Origin of the sequence: Streptomyces sp. NPDC088261, from assembly GCF_044740805.1 — a bacterium.
GTDB lineage: Bacteria > Actinomycetota > Actinomycetes > Streptomycetales > Streptomycetaceae > Streptomyces.
This window is the reverse complement of record NZ_JBIURL010000004.1, coordinates 199,638-214,571: the sequence shown is the minus strand read 5'-3', so window position 1 is coordinate 214,571 and position 14,934 is coordinate 199,638. Positions and strand designations below refer to the sequence as shown.

Annotated in this window: 13 protein-coding genes; 10 read left to right on the top strand and 3 right to left on the bottom strand. The window is 73.6% G+C overall.

The window, feature by feature from the left end; translation table 11 throughout:
• The first annotated feature begins 67 nt into the window (after nucleotides 1-67).
• Nucleotides 68-1,624, top strand: a complete 1,557-nt coding sequence (locus ACIODU_RS10680) for an NCS1 family nucleobase:cation symporter-1 (RefSeq protein ID WP_401766256.1) — start codon at nucleotides 68-70, stop codon at nucleotides 1,622-1,624.
• A 138-nt stretch (nucleotides 1,625-1,762) separates the two neighbouring features.
• Here ACIODU_RS10680 and ACIODU_RS10675 read toward each other — a convergent pair whose 3' ends face one another.
• A complete protein-coding gene (locus ACIODU_RS10675; RefSeq protein WP_356422249.1) occupies nucleotides 1,763-2,818 on the bottom strand; it encodes a biotin/lipoate A/B protein ligase family protein in 1,056 nt (351 codons plus the stop codon).
• Nucleotides 2,819-3,056: 238 nt separating this feature from the next.
• Between ACIODU_RS10675 and ACIODU_RS10670 the strand changes: the two genes are divergently transcribed.
• The 7 genes from ACIODU_RS10670 (at nucleotide 3,057) to ACIODU_RS10640 (ending at nucleotide 10,981) form a co-directional block, all read left to right on the top strand.
• A complete protein-coding gene (locus ACIODU_RS10670) occupies nucleotides 3,057-3,614 on the top strand; it encodes an NAD(P)H-dependent oxidoreductase (protein ID WP_356422049.1) in 558 nt (185 codons plus the stop codon).
• Nucleotides 3,615-3,864: 250 nt separating this feature from the next.
• Nucleotides 3,865-5,682, top strand: coding sequence for a gamma-glutamyltransferase family protein (locus ACIODU_RS10665; RefSeq protein WP_401766254.1), 1,818 nt, complete (start codon nucleotides 3,865-3,867; stop codon nucleotides 5,680-5,682).
• Nucleotides 5,683-5,736: 54 nt separating this feature from the next.
• Entirely contained in the window at nucleotides 5,737-6,681 is a 945-nt protein-coding gene (locus ACIODU_RS10660; RefSeq protein ID WP_401766251.1) for an inositol monophosphatase family protein, read from the top strand.
• Nucleotides 6,682-6,793: 112 nt separating this feature from the next.
• Nucleotides 6,794-8,209 carry a phytoene desaturase family protein gene (locus tag ACIODU_RS10655; RefSeq protein WP_401766249.1) on the top strand — a complete coding sequence of 472 codons (1,416 nt, stop codon included), beginning with the start codon at nucleotides 6,794-6,796 and terminating at the stop codon, nucleotides 8,207-8,209.
• Between the two features lie 146 nt (nucleotides 8,210-8,355).
• The gene (locus tag ACIODU_RS10650; RefSeq protein WP_401766246.1) at nucleotides 8,356-8,877 is read left to right on the top strand and encodes an O-acetyl-ADP-ribose deacetylase; all 522 of its coding nucleotides are present in this window, start codon (nucleotides 8,356-8,358) and stop codon (nucleotides 8,875-8,877) included.
• An 89-nt stretch (nucleotides 8,878-8,966) separates the two neighbouring features.
• Nucleotides 8,967-10,463: a DNA-3-methyladenine glycosylase 2 family protein gene (locus ACIODU_RS10645; RefSeq protein WP_401766244.1), complete on the top strand. Its 1,497-nt coding sequence runs from the start codon at nucleotides 8,967-8,969 to the stop codon at nucleotides 10,461-10,463.
• Nucleotides 10,464-10,474: 11 nt separating this feature from the next.
• Complete coding sequence (locus tag ACIODU_RS10640) at nucleotides 10,475-10,981, top strand: methylated-DNA--[protein]-cysteine S-methyltransferase (protein WP_401766241.1); 507 nt, start codon at nucleotides 10,475-10,477, stop codon at nucleotides 10,979-10,981.
• Nucleotides 10,982-11,020: 39 nt separating this feature from the next.
• On the opposite strand, the gene ACIODU_RS10635 is transcribed toward ACIODU_RS10640, so the two are convergent.
• Nucleotides 11,021-11,743 carry an SIR2 family NAD-dependent protein deacylase gene (locus ACIODU_RS10635; protein ID WP_401766238.1) on the bottom strand — a complete coding sequence of 241 codons (723 nt, stop codon included), beginning with the start codon at nucleotides 11,741-11,743 and terminating at the stop codon, nucleotides 11,021-11,023.
• 82 nt (nucleotides 11,744-11,825) lie between these two features.
• Nucleotides 11,826-12,350, bottom strand: a complete 525-nt coding sequence (locus ACIODU_RS10630) for an NUDIX domain-containing protein (RefSeq protein WP_401766235.1) — start codon at nucleotides 12,348-12,350, stop codon at nucleotides 11,826-11,828.
• 73 nt (nucleotides 12,351-12,423) lie between these two features.
• Between ACIODU_RS10630 and ACIODU_RS10625 the strand changes: the two genes are divergently transcribed.
• Together ACIODU_RS10625 and ACIODU_RS10620 are read left to right on the top strand one after the other, a co-directional pair.
• Nucleotides 12,424-13,578 carry a glycerate kinase gene (locus tag ACIODU_RS10625; protein WP_356422023.1) on the top strand — a complete coding sequence of 385 codons (1,155 nt, stop codon included), beginning with the start codon at nucleotides 12,424-12,426 and terminating at the stop codon, nucleotides 13,576-13,578.
• A gap of 156 nt (nucleotides 13,579-13,734) precedes the next feature.
• Nucleotides 13,735-14,910, top strand: a complete 1,176-nt coding sequence (locus ACIODU_RS10620; protein ID WP_401766749.1) for a lipid II:glycine glycyltransferase FemX — start codon at nucleotides 13,735-13,737, stop codon at nucleotides 14,908-14,910.
• Nucleotides 14,911-14,934 lie beyond the last annotated feature (24 nt).

Genomic DNA, 14,934 nt, shown 5'->3' with positions numbered 1-14,934 from the left:
CCGCCCCTTCCCCATCCGCCCGTTCCCCACCCGCTTCCATCCCCTCCGCAGGAAGGGTTCCGCCGCGATGACCGCGATAACCGAAACCGGAGACACGGGAGACACCGGACCGGACGACGGCGGCCGGGTCGAACTCGTGCCCGGCGCGACCCCCGGCGACAGCCGCTTCGTCAACGACGACCTCCTGCCGGTCCCGGTCGCCCGCCGCACCTGGACCACGTACAACTTCGCCGCGCTGTGGATCGGCATGGCGCACAACATCCCGTCCTGGCTGCTCGCTTCGGGCCTGGTCACCCTCGGCATGGACTGGAAGCAGGCGGTCCTCACGATCGCCCTCGCCAACCTGATCGTGCTCTTCCCGATGCTGCTGACCGGCCACGCGGGACCCAAGTACGGCATCCCCTTTCCCGTACTCGCCCGTGCCTCCTTCGGCCTGCGCGGCGCCAACCTGCCCGCGCTGATCCGGGCGGCCGTCGCCTGCGCCTGGTTCGGGATCCAGACCTGGATCGGCGGCCAGGGGATCTTCGTCCTGCTCGGCAAGATCTTCGGCGGCTGGGCGGAGGCGTCGCGGGTCGGCGGCCAGCCCTGGACGCTGTGGGTGTGCTTCGTCCTCTTCTGGGCGCTCGAACTCGCCATCATCTACCGGGGGATGGACACCCTGCGGCGCTTTGAGAACTGGGCCGCGCCCTTTGTCATCGTCGGCGCGCTCGTGCTGTTCCTCTGGATCACCGTCAAGGCCGGCGGCCTCGGCCCGCTGCTCGACCAGCCGTCGGAGCTCGGCTGGGGCGCGGACTTCTGGCCGGTCTTCTTCCCCGCCCTCATGGGGATGATCGCCTTCTGGTCCACCCTGTCCCTCAACATCCCCGACTTCACCCGATTCGGCGCCGGACAGCGCGCGCAGATCTGGGGACAGACGCTCGGACTGCCCACGACGATGACGGTCTTCGCACTGCTGTCGGTCTTCGTCACCTCGGGCTCGCAGGCGGTGTACGGAGCGGCCGTCTGGGACCCGGTCGCCCTCGCCGCCAAGACCGACAACGTCTTCGGGCTGCTCTTCGCGCTGGTGACCGTACTGATCGCGACGATCTCCGTGAACATCGCGGCGAACGTCGTGTCCCCCGCGTACGACCTGGCCAACCTGGCGCCGAAGCTCATCACCTTCCGCACGGGCGCGCTGATCACGGGGGTGGTCGGGGTGGTCATCATGCCGTGGAAGCTCACCGAGACGCCCGAGCTGTACATCTTCACCTGGCTCGGTCTGGTCGGCGGTCTGCTCGGTACGGTCGCGGGCATCCTGATCGCCGACTACTGGGTCGTCCGGCGGACCGTCCTCGACCTCGCCGACCTCTACCGGCCCGGCGGCCGCTACTGGTACACGAACGGCTGGAACGTCAAAGCCGTGGTGGCGTTCCTGGTCGGGGGCGTCCTGGCGGTCGGCGGGTCCCACTCGGCCGCGGGGCAGGGGCCGTTCCCCGAGGACGGGCTGATCCCCTTCCTCAAGCCGCTCGCCGACTACGGCTGGGCGGTGGGCCTCGCCGCCTCGCTGGTGCTCTACATCGTCCTGATGCTGCCCGAACGGCGGGCGGCGGGCGGGGCGGTGGCACCGGCGCGCGCCGATTCCTGACGGACCCGGCCCACTCCGCGCCACCCGTTCGCCCCGGCGGCTCCCCCCGCCGGGGCGGCGGGTGGGCACGACACCCGCGCGGAGGGCGCACCACCACGCCCGCCGGGCTACGGCACCTGCGCCCCCACGCCCGCCGGGCTACGGCACCCTCGCCGTCCACGCCCGGCTGCTGAACTTCGTCGCGGCGAGTTCGCGCGCCCGCGCCATCTCCTCCTCGGTGACCCGCCCCTCCGCCAGGCCGTACCGCCCCCGGAAGGACGCGATCATCCGCTCGATCACCGCCTCCCGCGACAGACCGGTCTGCCGCCGCAGCGGGTCCACCCGCTTCTTCGCACTGCGCGTCCCCTTGTCGGAGAGCTTCTCGCGGCCGATCCGCAGCACGTCGAGCATCTTGTCGGCGTCGATGTCGTACGCCATGGTCACGTGGTGCAGGACGGCGCCCCGCCCGCTCACGACCCGCTTCTGCGCCGCGCCCGCGATCTTGCCCGCGTCCGTCGCGATGTCGTTCAGCGGCTGGTACCACGCCTTCACGCCCAGGTCGCCGAGCGCGCCGAGCACCCAGTCGTCCAGGTACGCGTAACTGTCGGCGAAGGTCAGCCCCTTGACCAGCGCCTCCGGTACGGAGAGCGAGTACGTGATCGTGTTGCCCGGCTCGATGAACATGGCGCCGCCGCCCGAGATCCGGCGGACCACCGTGATGCCGTGGCGCTCCGCCCCGGCCGGGTCCACCTCGTTGCGCAGCGACTGGAAGCTGCCGATCACCACGGCGGGCGCGCCCCACTCCCAGATGCGGAGGGTCGGCGGGCGGCGGCCCTCCGCGACCTCGGTGGTGAGGACCTCGTCGAGCGCCATGTGGAGCGCCGGGGACTCGGGGCCCGCGTGGACGACCTGCCAGTCGTAGTCCGTCCAGTCGGTGGCCCGCGCCAGGGCGCGGCGTACGGCGACGGCGATCCCCTCCGACGTCAGGCCGTACATCACCGTGCCGGCGGGCAGCGCCGCGTCGATCCGGGACGCGAGGCCGGCGGCGTCCGTGTCGGCGGGAGCGCCCTCCAGCGCGGCGTCGATCGCCTCGATGGCCTCGTCGGGCTCCAGGAAGAAGTCCCCGGCGACCCGGACGCCGCGCAGCACCCCGTCCGCCGTGTCCAGGTCCACGACGACCAGCTTGCCGCCGGGGACCTTGTACTCACCGTGCACCGCGTACCTCCGCCACGATCCGTGCCGCCTCGCACCTGTGGCGGAGCTGGGCATGATCACCCACAAATCGTACTGCTCGGACGAGGCTGACCGGGGGTTCCGTTCCCGGTCCCGGGGCTCATGTCCGGGGCCGACCCGGCAAGTGCTTTCACACAGCATCCAGTGCTAGCGTGACCACGGTCCGGCTGAGGAATCAGCGCGAGTGAATTCGGCATGAACAGGTCTGGAGAAGGTCCTTATGATCAAGATCGGAATAATTCTCGGCAGCACCCGTCCCGGACGTGTCGGTGAAATAGTCGCCGACTGGGTGGCCGAGGTGGCGTCGAAGCGGGACGACGCCGAGTTCGTCCTGGTCGACGTGGCGAAGGCGGGGCTGCCGCTGCTCGACGAGCCGGTGCCCCCGATGGTCGGGCAGTACACCCAGCAGCACACCAGGGACTGGTCCGCCACCATCGCCGGCCTGGACTCCTTCCTGTTCGTGACACCCGAGTACAACCACTCGGTGCCCGCGAGCCTCAAGAACGCGATCGACTTCCTGCACCACGAGTGGCACAACAAGGCCGCCGGATTCGTCAGTTACGGAGCCGCGAGCGGCCTCCGCGCCGTCGAGCACCTGCGTCTCGTCCTGGCGGAACTCAAGGTCGCCACCGTGCGCTCCCAGGTGGCCCTGAACTCCTACACCGACTTCGAGGAGTTCTACACGTTCAAGCCGACCGAGCGGCTTGTCGATCAGCTGAACGGCACGATCGACGAAGTGGTGGAGTGGGGTACGGCGCTGCGCGCGTTGCGCGGCTGAACGGCACGGGAATTCACCGGAATTTACCGGAATTCCCGGCGCGGAAATCGCCCGGCCGGAATCGGGGATTTGCCCACGGACCGAATGGCCCCTCGCGGGAAATCCCCTCGGCGGCGCCGGAAACGGTCACGGACAGGCCGCCCCGATCGGTTCCACCCGGCCCTGAGTACACTGCGCAGCTTCCCCCAGGAGCCGTCCTGAGCGCCCGTCGTCCGGGCCGAGGCACGCAGACAGCTAGGTGAGAAGCACTGTGTTCACGACCCGACCCACCCTCCAGGGCACCTTCGGCATGGTCTCCTCCACCCACTGGCTCGCCTCGCAGTCCGCGATGGCCGTCCTGGAGGGCGGCGGGAACGCGTACGACGCCGCCGTCGCCGCCGGGTTCGTGCTGCACGTCGTGGAGCCCCACCTCAACGGGCCCGCCGGTGAGGTGCCGATCATCCTCGCCCCGGCCGGCGGGGACGTACGGGTGCTGTGCGGGCAGGGGCCCGCGCCCGCCGCCGCGACCGTCGCGCACTACCGGTCGCTCGGCCTCACCCTCGTCCCCGGTACGGGACCCCTCGCCGCAGCCGTCCCCGGCGCCTTCGACGCCTGGATGCTGCTCCTCCGCGACCACGGCACGTGGACGCTCGCCGAGGTGCTGCGGTACGCCATCGGGTACGCGGAGGACGGCCACGCCCCCGTCGAACGGGTCGGCCAGACCGTCGAGACGGTCCGGGAGCTGTTCGAGACCGAGTGGCCCTCGTCCGCCGCCGTCTACCTGCCCGACGGCAACGCCCCGGCCCCCGGCACGCTGTTCCGCAACCCCGCCCTCGCCGCGACCTGGCGCCGCCTGGTCGCCGAGGCCGAGGCGGCGGGCGCGGACCGGACCGCCCAGATCGAGGCCGCCCGCGCCGTCTGGCGCGAGGGGTTCATCGCCGAGGCGCTGGTGCGCCAGGCCGGCCGCCCGACCCTCGACACCAGCGGGGATCACCACACCGGCACCCTCACCGCCGCCGACCTGGCCGGCTGGTCCGCGTCGTACGAGGCCCCCGCCACGTACGAGTGGGACGGCTGGACGCTCTGCAAGGCGGGCGGCTGGAGCCAGGGCCCCGCCTTCCTCCAGCAGCTCGCCCTGCTGCCGTCCCGCGCCGCCGACCTGCCCGCGTACGGCTCCGCCGCGTACGTCCACCTCCTCGTCGAGGGCTGCAAGCTCGCGATGGCCGACCGGGAGGCGTGGTACGGCGACGCGGGGGAGGGCGCCGCCGATGGCGTGCCGCTCGACGCGCTGCTCTCGGAGCCGTACAACACCGCCCGCAGGGCGCTCATCGGGGAAACCGCTTCGTACGAACTGCGCCCCGGCAGTCCCGGGGGGCGTACGCCGGTGCTCAGCGCACACGCCGGGACCGTCGTGGAGGGCGAGGAGTTCAGCGCGATGGGCATCCCGGGCGCCGGGGAGCCGACGGTCGCCAAGGACGGCGGAACCCGGGGCGACACCTGCCACCTGGACATCGTGGACCGCTGGGGCAACATGGTCGCGGCCACCCCCAGCGGCGGCTGGCTCCAGTCCAACCCCGTCGTGCCCGAGCTGGGCTTCCCGCTCGGCACCCGGCTCCAGATGGCCTGGCTGGAGGAGGGCCTGCCCAACTCCCTCACCCCCGGCCGCCGTCCGCGCACCACCCTCACGCCGTCCCTCGCGCTGCGCGACGGGGTGCCGGTGCTCGCGTTCGGCACACCCGGCGGGGACCAGCAGGACCAGTGGCAGCTGCACTTCTTCCTGGCGCTCGTCCTGCGCGGGTCCGTGCGCGGCGGACTCGATCTCCAGGGCGCCGTCGACGCGCCGAACTGGCACAACGACAGCTTCCCCAGCTCCTTCTACCCGCGCGGGACGCGGCCGGGCAGCGTGACCGTCGAGGAGGGCATGGACCCCGCCGTCATCGCCGGACTGCGACGGCTCGGCCACGACGTCACCGTCGGCGAACCGTGGTCCGAGGGGCGGCTGTGCGTGGTGGCGAGGGACCCGGAGACGGGCATTCTGTCGGCCGCCGCGAACCCGCGCGGCATGCAGGGTTACGCCGTAGGCCGCTGAGTTGTCACCCGATCTGTCATACGCGTTGTCAGTGGCACGTGATGGTATGGACGCATGATCGATGACAGCGCGGGCAGCGCCGGCGGCGCCGGGTCCGGGTACGGAGACCTCCTGTCCACGGCGGTGCCGGTACGCCGGGCCCCCGGGCAACAGGTCCCCGGGGCGGCGGCCGGTGCTCCGGCGGCCGCCGGGCCGCCGGTGTCCGCCGTCGAGGCGGCGGTCCGCGCCGCTGCCGCCGCCGAGATCATGCCGCGCTTCCGGCAGCTCGCCGCGCACGAGATCGTGGAGAAGAGCGGCCCGCACGACCTGGTCACCATCGCGGACCGGGGCGCCGAGGAGCACCTCACCGCCTCCCTGACCGCGCTGCTCCCCGGCTCGGTCGTCGTCGGCGAGGAGGCCGTGCACGCGGACCCCTCCGTGTACGACGCGCTGCGCGGCGAGGCGCCGGTGTGGATCGTGGACCCGGTCGACGGCACCGCCCAGTTCGTCCGGGGCGAGCCCGGATTCTGCACGCTGGTGGCCCTCGCCCAGGGCGGCGAGGTGCTGGCGTCCTGGACGTACGCCGCCGCGCTGGACGAGATGGCCATCGCCGTGCGCGGCCGGGGCGCCTGGCTGAACGGCGCACGCCTGCGCTCCGGCGCCCCCGCGCCCGGCGCGCCGCTCACCGTCGCCATGTCCCACCCGGACTACACGACCGAGGACCAGAAGCGGGCGCTCCTCGGCCTCCGTACCGAAGGCGTCGACACCCGCGCCTGCGGCTCCGCGGGGCTGGAGTACCTGGCCCTGGCGCGCGGCGCCCTCGACGCGGTGGCGTTCAGCTGGGAGCTGGCCTGGGACCACGCGGCGGGGCTGCTGCTGGTGGCCGAGGCGGGCGGCGCGGACACGACGCTCGCGGGCGAGCCCTACCGGATCACGGGCGGCAACACCCTGCCCTTCACCGCCGCCCGCGACGCGGCCACGGCGGAGCGGATACGGGACCTGCTGCTGGCCGGAGCCTGACCGGGCCCCGCCCGGCACCCCCCGGCCGTCGCGGACAGTACCGGCGTCCGGGCTGTCCGTGCCCAGGAATATCCTGGGGGTCCTGGCCGTCGGCTGACGAAGGAGTCCGAAGGTGCCGTCGATGCTCGATGCAGTCGTCGTGGGGGCGGGCCCCAACGGACTGACCGCCGCGGTCGAACTGGCCCGCCGCGGCTTCTCCGTGGCCGTTTTCGAAGCCAGGGACACCGTGGGCGGAGGTGCCAGGACGGAGGAGCTGACCCTCCCCGGGTTCCGCCACGACCCCTGCTCCGCCGTCCATCCGCTGGGCGCGGGGTCCCCCGTCTTCAAGACCATGCCCCTGGACCGGTACGGCCTGGAGTGGCTGCACCCCGAGCTGCCCATGGCCCACCCGTTCGACAACGGTACGGCCGCCGTGCTGTCCCGCTCCGTCGCCGAGACCGCCGCGTCGTTCGGCGCGCGGGACGCCGGGGCGTACCGGCGGCTCGTGGCGCCCTTCCTCGGCCGGTGGGACGAACTGGCCCAGGACTTCATGTCCCTGCCGCTGACCGCCCTTCCGCGCCACCCCGTCACCCTCGCCCGCTTCGGTCTCGCCGGCCTCCCGCCGTACGGCGTGCTGGCGCGGCGGTTCCGCGACGAGAAGGCGCGGGCCCTGTTCGCCGGACTGGTCGCGCACGTCATCGCCCCGCTGAACGGGATCGCCACGAGCGCCGTCGGCCTGATCTTCGCCCTCGCGGCGCACGCGGGCGGCTGGCCGGTGCCGCGCGGCGGCTCCCAGGCGATCTCCGACGCGCTCGCCGCGTACCTCCGGGCCCTCGGCGGCACGGTCCACACCGGATACGAGATCAAGCGGCTGGACGACCTGCCGCCCGCGCGCGCGTACGTCTTCGACACCTCACCGACCGCGCTCGCCCGGATCGCCGGGCTCGGCCGGGTGTACGACGGGTACCGCTACGGGGCCAGTGTGTTCAAGATCGACTACGCGCTGGACGGACCCGTGCCCTGGACGGCCGAGGAGCCGCGCCGGGCCGGCACGGTCCAGATCGGCCCCACCACCGGGGAGATCGGCAGGGCGCTGCGGGAGGCGTCGGGCGGACAGGCACCCGCGACCCCGTTCCTGATCACCGCCCAGCCCAGCCTGGTCGACCCGTCCCGCGCGCCCGAGGGCAAGCAGGCGTTCTGGGCGTACGGACATGTCCCGAACGGCTGGGACGGCGATCTGACCGACGCCGTCGAGCAGCAGATCGAGCGCTTCGCCCCCGGCTTCCGCGACCGGGTCCTGGCCCGCGCGACGGCGGGCCCGCCGCAGCTCGCGGCCAAGAACGCGAACTACGTGGGCGGGGACATCGCGTGCGGCGCCGCCTCGGGCCTCCAGCTGTTGCTGCGGCCGAAGCTCTCCCTGTTCCCGTACACGACCCCGCACCCGGCGGTCTTCCTCTGCTCGGCGGCGACCCCGCCGGGGCCCGGGGTGCACGGCATGTCGGGGCACAACGCGGCGAAGGCGGTGTGGCGGCGGCTGCGGGCGGAGTGACGTGGCGCCTTGCGGACGTGGCGCCGTGCGGACGTGGCACCTTGCGGACGTCGCGCCATGCGGCAGGGCGCGGGGTGTTTCCGGAGTGCGCCGTACGGCCCCGGCCCGGATGTGCCGTACGGCCCCGGCCTGGCAGAGTTTCCCGTATGGCACATCTGACACTGGTCCAGGGCGACATCACACGCCAGAGCGTGGACGCGATCGTCAACGCCGCCAACTCCTCGCTCCTCGGCGGCGGCGGGGTCGACGGCGCCATCCACCGGCGCGGCGGCCCCGAGATCCTGGCCGAGTGCCGGAAGCTGCGCGCCGGGCACTACGGCGGCGGGCTGCCCACGGGCCGGGCCGTCGCCACCACGGCCGGCCTCCTCGACGCCCGCTGGGTGATCCACACCGTCGGACCCGTCTGGGCCCGCAAGGAGGACCGCTCCGACCTGCTCGCCTCCTGCTACCGGGAGTCCCTGAGGGTCGCCGCGGAACTGGGCGCGCGGACGGTCGCGTTCCCGGCCGTCTCCACCGGCGTCTACGGCTGGCCGATGGACGACGGCGCCCGGATCGCGGTCCGTACCACCCGGGAGGCGGCGGTCGCGCCGGTCGAGGAGGTGCGGTTCGTGCTCTTCGACGCGGCGGCGTACGGGGCGTTCGAAACGGCGCTGGAAGCGGACTCCTGACAGGCCCGACCCGCAGCGGCGGCCGGGGCCCCACGCTGATGTCGGATTCCTGCCAGCCCGCGCCTCCCCGGTACCCGATGCTGGGGGGCATGTACACCGACACCGAGCGCTGCGTACGGGCCGTCAGGTCCAAGGACGCGCGGTTCGACGGGTGGTTCTTCACGGCGGTCCTGACCACCCGGATCTACTGCCGGCCCAGCTGTCCCGCCGTGCCCCCCAAGGCCGAGAACATGACCTTCTACCCCAGCGCGGCCGCCTGCCAGCAGGCCGGCTTCCGGGCCTGCAAGCGCTGCCGGCCCGACACCAGCCCCGGCTCGCCGGAGTGGAACGCCCGCGCCGACACGGTCGCCCGCGCGATGCGGCTCATCCAGGACGGCGTCGTGGACCGCGAGGGCGTGCCAGGACTCGCCGGCCGCCTCGGGTACTCCGCCCGGCAGATCGAGCGCCAGCTCCTCGCCGAACTGGGCGCGGGGCCGCTCGCCCTGGCCCGCGCCCAGCGCGCCCAGACCGCCCGCGTCCTCATCGAGACGACCGCGCTCCCGATGGCCGAGGTCGCCTTCGCGGCCGGGTTCGCGTCGATCCGGGCCTTCAACGGCACGGTCCGCGAGGTCTTCGCCCTGTCACCCAGCGAATTGCGCACCCGCGCGGCCCGGCGTGGCCGCAAGGGCGGGGGTGCGCGCGGCGACGAGGCGCCCGCCCCCGGCGTGATCTCCCTGCGGCTCCCCTTCCGCGCACCCCTCAACCCCGACAACCTCTTCGGCCACCTCGCCGCGACCGCCGTGCCCGGTGTGGAGGAGTGGCGGGACGGCGCGTACCGCCGCACGCTCTCCCTGCCGTACGGACACGGCATCGTCGCCCTGTCGCCGCGCCCCGACCACATCGCCTGCCGGCTCTCGCTCACCGATCCGCGCGACCTGACCTTCGCGATCAGCGCGTGCCGCCGGATGCTCGACCTGGACGCCGACCCGGTCGCCGTGGACGAGCAGCTGCGGTCCGACCCACTGCTGGCCCCGCTGGTCGACAAGGCGCCGGGCCGCCGGGTGCCCCGTACCGTCGACGCCGCCGAGTTCGCCGTACGGGCCGTGCTCGGCCAGCAGGTGTCCACGGCGGCGGCCCGCACCCACGCCGCCCGGCTGGTCACGGCGTACGGCGTGCCGGTCGACGACCCCGAGGGCGGCCTCACGCAGCTCTTCCCGACCACCGGGGCCCTGGCGTCGCTGGACCCGGAGGCCCTCGCGATGCCGCGCAGCCGCCGTACCACCCTCACCACGCTGGTCGGCGCCCTCGCCGACGGCTCGCTCCGGCTCGGCACGGACAGCGACTGGGACGAGGCGCGCGCCCGGCTCACGGCGCTGCCCGGCTTCGGGCCCTGGACGGTCGAGGTCATCGCGATGCGCGCGCTCGGCGACCCGGACGCGTTCCTGCCGGGCGACCTCGGGGTCCGCAGGTCGGCCGCCGGGCTCGGCCTGCCCGCCACCCCCGCCGCGCTCACCGCGCGGGCGGCGGGCTGGCGGCCGTGGCGGGCGTACGCGGTGCAGTACCTCTGGGCGACCGAGGACCACGCCATCAACCACCTTCCCGCCTAGGAAAGTTCACCATGCTCAAGCAGCACACCGTGATCGACAGCCCGTACGGACTGCTCACGCTCGTCGCCACCGACGGCCTCCTGAGCGGCCTCTACATGGTCCAGCACCGCCACCGCCCGGCCGAGGAGACCTTCGGCGAGCCGAACCCCCGGCCCTTCGGCGAGGTACGGCGTCAGCTCACCGCCTACTTCGACCGCGAACTGACTGAGTTCGACCTGCCGTTGCACCTGGCGGGCACCCCGTTCCAGCGCAGTGTGTGGGCGCAGCTGGAGCTGATCCCGTACGGCGAGACCCGGTCGTACGGCGAACTGGCCAACGCCCTCGGCAAACCGGGCGCCTCACGGGCGGTGGGCCTGGCCAACGGCAAGAACCCGGTCAGCATCATCGTGCCCTGCCACCGGGTCATCGGCTCGACCGGCGGCCTCACCGGGTACGGCGGCGGCCTGGACCGCAAGCAGCGCCTGCTGGTCTTCGAGGGAGCGGCGGCCGAAGTCCCGGTGACGGCGACGCTGTTCTGAGGCCCCCGGGCCGGCCCCGCCCCCCCCGGGCCGGCCCGCTCAGCCCCCGTAAAACCCCTTCAGCAGCGTCGGCAGCGCCGTACCGATCGGCTCCCGCACGATCTCGTCGGCCCGATCGTCGTACGGCGTCGGGTCGGCGTTCACCACGATCAGCCGCGCGCCGTGGTCGGCGGCGATGCCCGCCAGCGAGGCGGCCGGCTGCACCTGGAGCGTCGTACCGACCGCGAGGAACACCTCGCACGCCTTGGCGATCGCCATCGCCTGCGCCAGCACCTCGGGGTCGAGCCGCTCCCCGAACATCACCGTCGCCGACTTGAGGATCCCGCCGCACACCAGGCACGGCGGATCGTCCTCGCCCGCCGCGACCCGGGCCAGCGCCTCCTCCATCGGGGCGCGCGCGTGGCAGCGCACACAGCTGGTCTCCCGGGCGGTGCCGTGCAGTTCGAGCACCTTCCTGGCGGGCATCCCGGCCCGCTGGTGCAGTCCGTCGACGTTCTGCGTGAGCACCCGGACCGCCGTGCCCGACCGCTCCAGCTCGGTCACCGCCCGGTGGCCCGCGTTGGGCTCCGCCCGCCACGTGGGGCTGTCGGTACGCACGCGCCAGGCGCGCCGCCGGATCTCGGGGTCGTTGACGTACGTGTCGTACGTGACGAGCTTCTCGGCCCCGGGATCGCGCCGCCACACGCCGTTCGGCCCGCGGTAGTCGGGGATGCCGGAGTCGGTGGAGATCCCGGCGCCGCTGAGGATCGCGACGAGAGTCATGCTCCGAGCGTACGCAGCGGGCGCGGAAGCGAGCGACCCCATTTGCCGGGGCCGGGGCCGGGGCTGGGCCCGCGGCCCTCGGTCAGCCCACCCGCCTGCCGTTCTCCAGCTCGACCGTGCCCGCGCCCGACTCCACCGCGTCCAGCGCGGCCAGCACCCGCCCCGCCAGCGCGCCCAGCAGGTACGTGGGCAGCTCCTCGCGGGGCAGCAGCCGCCAGGACAGCAGCTCCGCCTCCTGGAGCCGGATCGCGGCGAGCTGCTCCGGCGTCAGCACCCCGCCGTCGTACAGATACGCCGCGATCGGCGGCCGGGTGGCACCCGGGACCCAGTCGACCGCGAGCAGCCGCCCGGGCCCGATGTCCAGGCCGATCTCTTCGAGCGTCTCGCGCCGCGCGCCCTGGCGGGGGGTCTCGCCGTCGTCGGACTCGATGGTCCCGCCGGGCAGCGCCCAGCCTTCCCGGTAGTTCGGCTCGACGGCCAGGACACGTCCCTCGCCGTCCCGGAAGAGCATGGCCGCGCCGGCGAGGACGCGCGGGAGTCCCGCGATGTACGCGGCGTAGTCGGTGTCCGTCACCGGGTCAGCGTAGCGGGCGGGCCCGGGGGCCATGGGCAGAGTGCCACCCGTGCGGATAGGGTCGGCGCGGGGCGCGACTGCCTGTTCGACAGCAAGGGATAACAACGTGACGGACGGAGCAGTAACCGACACCGCGCGCGTACTCATCGCGGCGGACAAGTTCAAGGGGTCGCTGACGGCTGTGCAGGTCGCCGAGCGGGTGACGGCCGGGCTGCACCGGATCGCGCCGCACGTGGCGGTCGAGACGATGCCCGTCGCGGACGGCGGTGACGGCACGGTGGCCGCCGCGGTGGCGGCGGGATTCGAACGGCACGAGGTACGGGTCAGTGGACCGCTCGGCGACGAGCTGACCGCCGCCTTCGCCCTCCGGGACGGCACGGCGGTCGTGGAGATGGCGGAGGCCTCCGGCCTGGCCCATCTGCCCGGCGGGGTGTTCGCGCCGCTCACGGCCAGTACGTACGGCTCCGGCGAGCTGCTGCGCGCGGCGCTCGACGCGGGGGCGCACACCATCGTCTTCGGTGTGGGCGGCAGCGCCACGACGGACGGCGGCGCGGGCATGCTGGCCGCGCTCGGCGCCCGTTTCCTGACCGCGGACGGCACGCCCGTCCCGCCGGGCGGCGGCGGGCTGCGGGAGCTGGCCACCGCCGACCTCTCCGGACTGGACCCGCGGCTCGCCAGGACGGACATCGTCCTGGCCAGTGATGTCGACAATCCACTGACCGGGCCCAAGGGCGCGCCGGCCGTGTACGGACCGCAGAAGGGCGCGAGCCCGGAGGACGTGGCGGTCCTGGACGCGGCCCTCGCCCACTACGTCACGGTCCTGGAGGCGTCCCTCGGCTCCCGGGCGGCGCGGCTCGCGCTGTCCCCGGGCGCGGGGGCGGCGGGCGGGATCGGCTACGGCGCCCTCGTCGGCCTCCACGCGAGCTTCCGCCCCGGCATCGAGGTGATGCTCGACGTCCTCGGCTTCGCCGCCGCGCTGTCCCGGGCGACGCTGGTCGTCACGGGGGAGGGCTCCCTGGACGAGCAGACGCTCCACGGCAAGGCGCCTGCGGGGGTCGCCGCGGCGGCCCGCGCGAAGAACGTCGAGGTCATCGCCGTCTGCGGTCGCCTGGCGCTGCCACCGGAGGCCCTGGGCAGGGCGGGCATCCGCCGCGCGTACGCCCTCACGGACCTGGAGAAGGACCCGGCGGTGTGCATGGCCGAGGCGGGGCCGCTGCTGGAGAGACTGGCGGAGGACATCGGGAGGGACTTCCTGACGTGAGCGATTGCCTGTCCTGAGAGCAGGCTCCCCGGCTCGGCCGGGTCCTGGGGAGCGGCTTCCAGGACCCGGCCGGGCCGGGAGCGTCATCCTCTGGGCCGCCCCTTCGCGTGTCCGCTCCGCGCCGGACCGTACGGCACGTATGACTGGACCATGAGCATCAGCTACCGACTGAGGACGATCACCCGCGAGGAGCACCTGGACTTCGTCCGTGCCCGACCCTCCGCCAGCCACATGCAGGTCCCGTCCTGGGGAGACGTCAAGCCGGACTGGCGGGCGGAGAGCGTGGGCTGGTTCGAGGACGGCGAGCACGCCGGCGAGGCGGCGTACACCGGTGGTCCCGGCGGGGCGCGCGGCGGCGGGCGGATGGTCGGGGCGGGGCTCGTCCTCTACCGGCCGCTGCCCAGGATCAAGCGGTACCTGGCCTATCTGCCCGAGGGACCCGTCATCGACTGGTACGGCGGCGACCTGGCCGCCTGGCTCGCCCCGATGCTCGCCCACCTCACGTCCCGGCGCGCCTTCTCGGTGAAGATGGGCCCGCCGGTCGTCGCCCGCCGCTGGGACGCCGACGCGCTCAAGGCCGCCGTCGCCGACCCGGCCGCGCACCGGCTGCGGGACGTCACGGCCACCACCACCGACCCCCGCGCCCTGCGCGTCGCCGACCGGCTGCGCGAGCTGGGCTGGCGGCGGGGCGAGGACCAGGCCGGGGACGGATTCGCGGCGGGACAGCCCCGGTACGTCTTCCAGGTCCCGCTCGAAGGACGGTCGCTGGCGGAGATCCAGCAGGGCTTCAACCAGCAGTGGCGCCGCAACATCAAGAAGGCCGAGAAGGCCGGGGTCAAGGTCGTCCGGGGCGGGTACGACGACCTGCCGGCCTTCTACACGCTGTACCGGGAGACCGCGGAACGCGACCGGTTCCTGCCCAGGCCGCTGCCGTACTTCGAGCGCATGTGGACCGCGCTCACGGCCGAGGATCCCGACCGCATGCGGCTCTACCTCGCCCACCACGACGGCGAGATCCTGTCCGCCGCCACGATGCTCACCGTCGGCGACCACGTCTGGTACTCGTACGGCGCCTCCACCTCCCGCCGCCGGGAGGTGCAGCCCAACAACGCCATTCAGTGGCGGATGTTGAGCGACGCGCACGCGGACGGGGCGCGCGTCTACGACCTGCGCGGCATCACCGACACCCTCGACGAGGGCAACCACCTGTTGGGGCTGCTGCGCTTCAAGGCCGGTACGGGCGGCGAGGCCGCCGAGTATCTGGGCGAGTGGGACTTCCCGCTCAACAAGCCGCTGCACAAGGCGTTCCAGCTGTACATGGGCCGCCGCTGAGTCCTGTGTTCGGGCAAGATCCTT

Bases quoted from the DNA above. Each gene is read 5' to 3' on its own strand.
- ACIODU_RS10680 (WP_401766256.1), top strand. From the start codon at position 68: ATGACCGCGATAACCGAAACCGGAGACACGGGAGACACCGGACCGGAC.
- ACIODU_RS10670 (WP_356422049.1), top strand. From the start codon at position 3,057: ATGATCAAGATCGGAATAATTCTCGGCAGCACCCGTCCCGGACGTGTC.
- ACIODU_RS10660 (WP_401766251.1), top strand. From the start codon at position 5,737: ATGATCGATGACAGCGCGGGCAGCGCCGGCGGCGCCGGGTCCGGGTAC.
- ACIODU_RS10650 (WP_401766246.1), top strand. From the start codon at position 8,356: ATGGCACATCTGACACTGGTCCAGGGCGACATCACACGCCAGAGCGTG.
- ACIODU_RS10645 (WP_401766244.1), top strand. From the start codon at position 8,967: ATGTACACCGACACCGAGCGCTGCGTACGGGCCGTCAGGTCCAAGGAC.
- ACIODU_RS10640 (WP_401766241.1), top strand. From the start codon at position 10,475: ATGCTCAAGCAGCACACCGTGATCGACAGCCCGTACGGACTGCTCACG.
- ACIODU_RS10635 (WP_401766238.1), bottom strand. From the start codon at position 11,743: ATGACTCTCGTCGCGATCCTCAGCGGCGCCGGGATCTCCACCGACTCC.
- ACIODU_RS10630 (WP_401766235.1), bottom strand. From the start codon at position 12,350: ATGGCCCCCGGGCCCGCCCGCTACGCTGACCCGGTGACGGACACCGAC.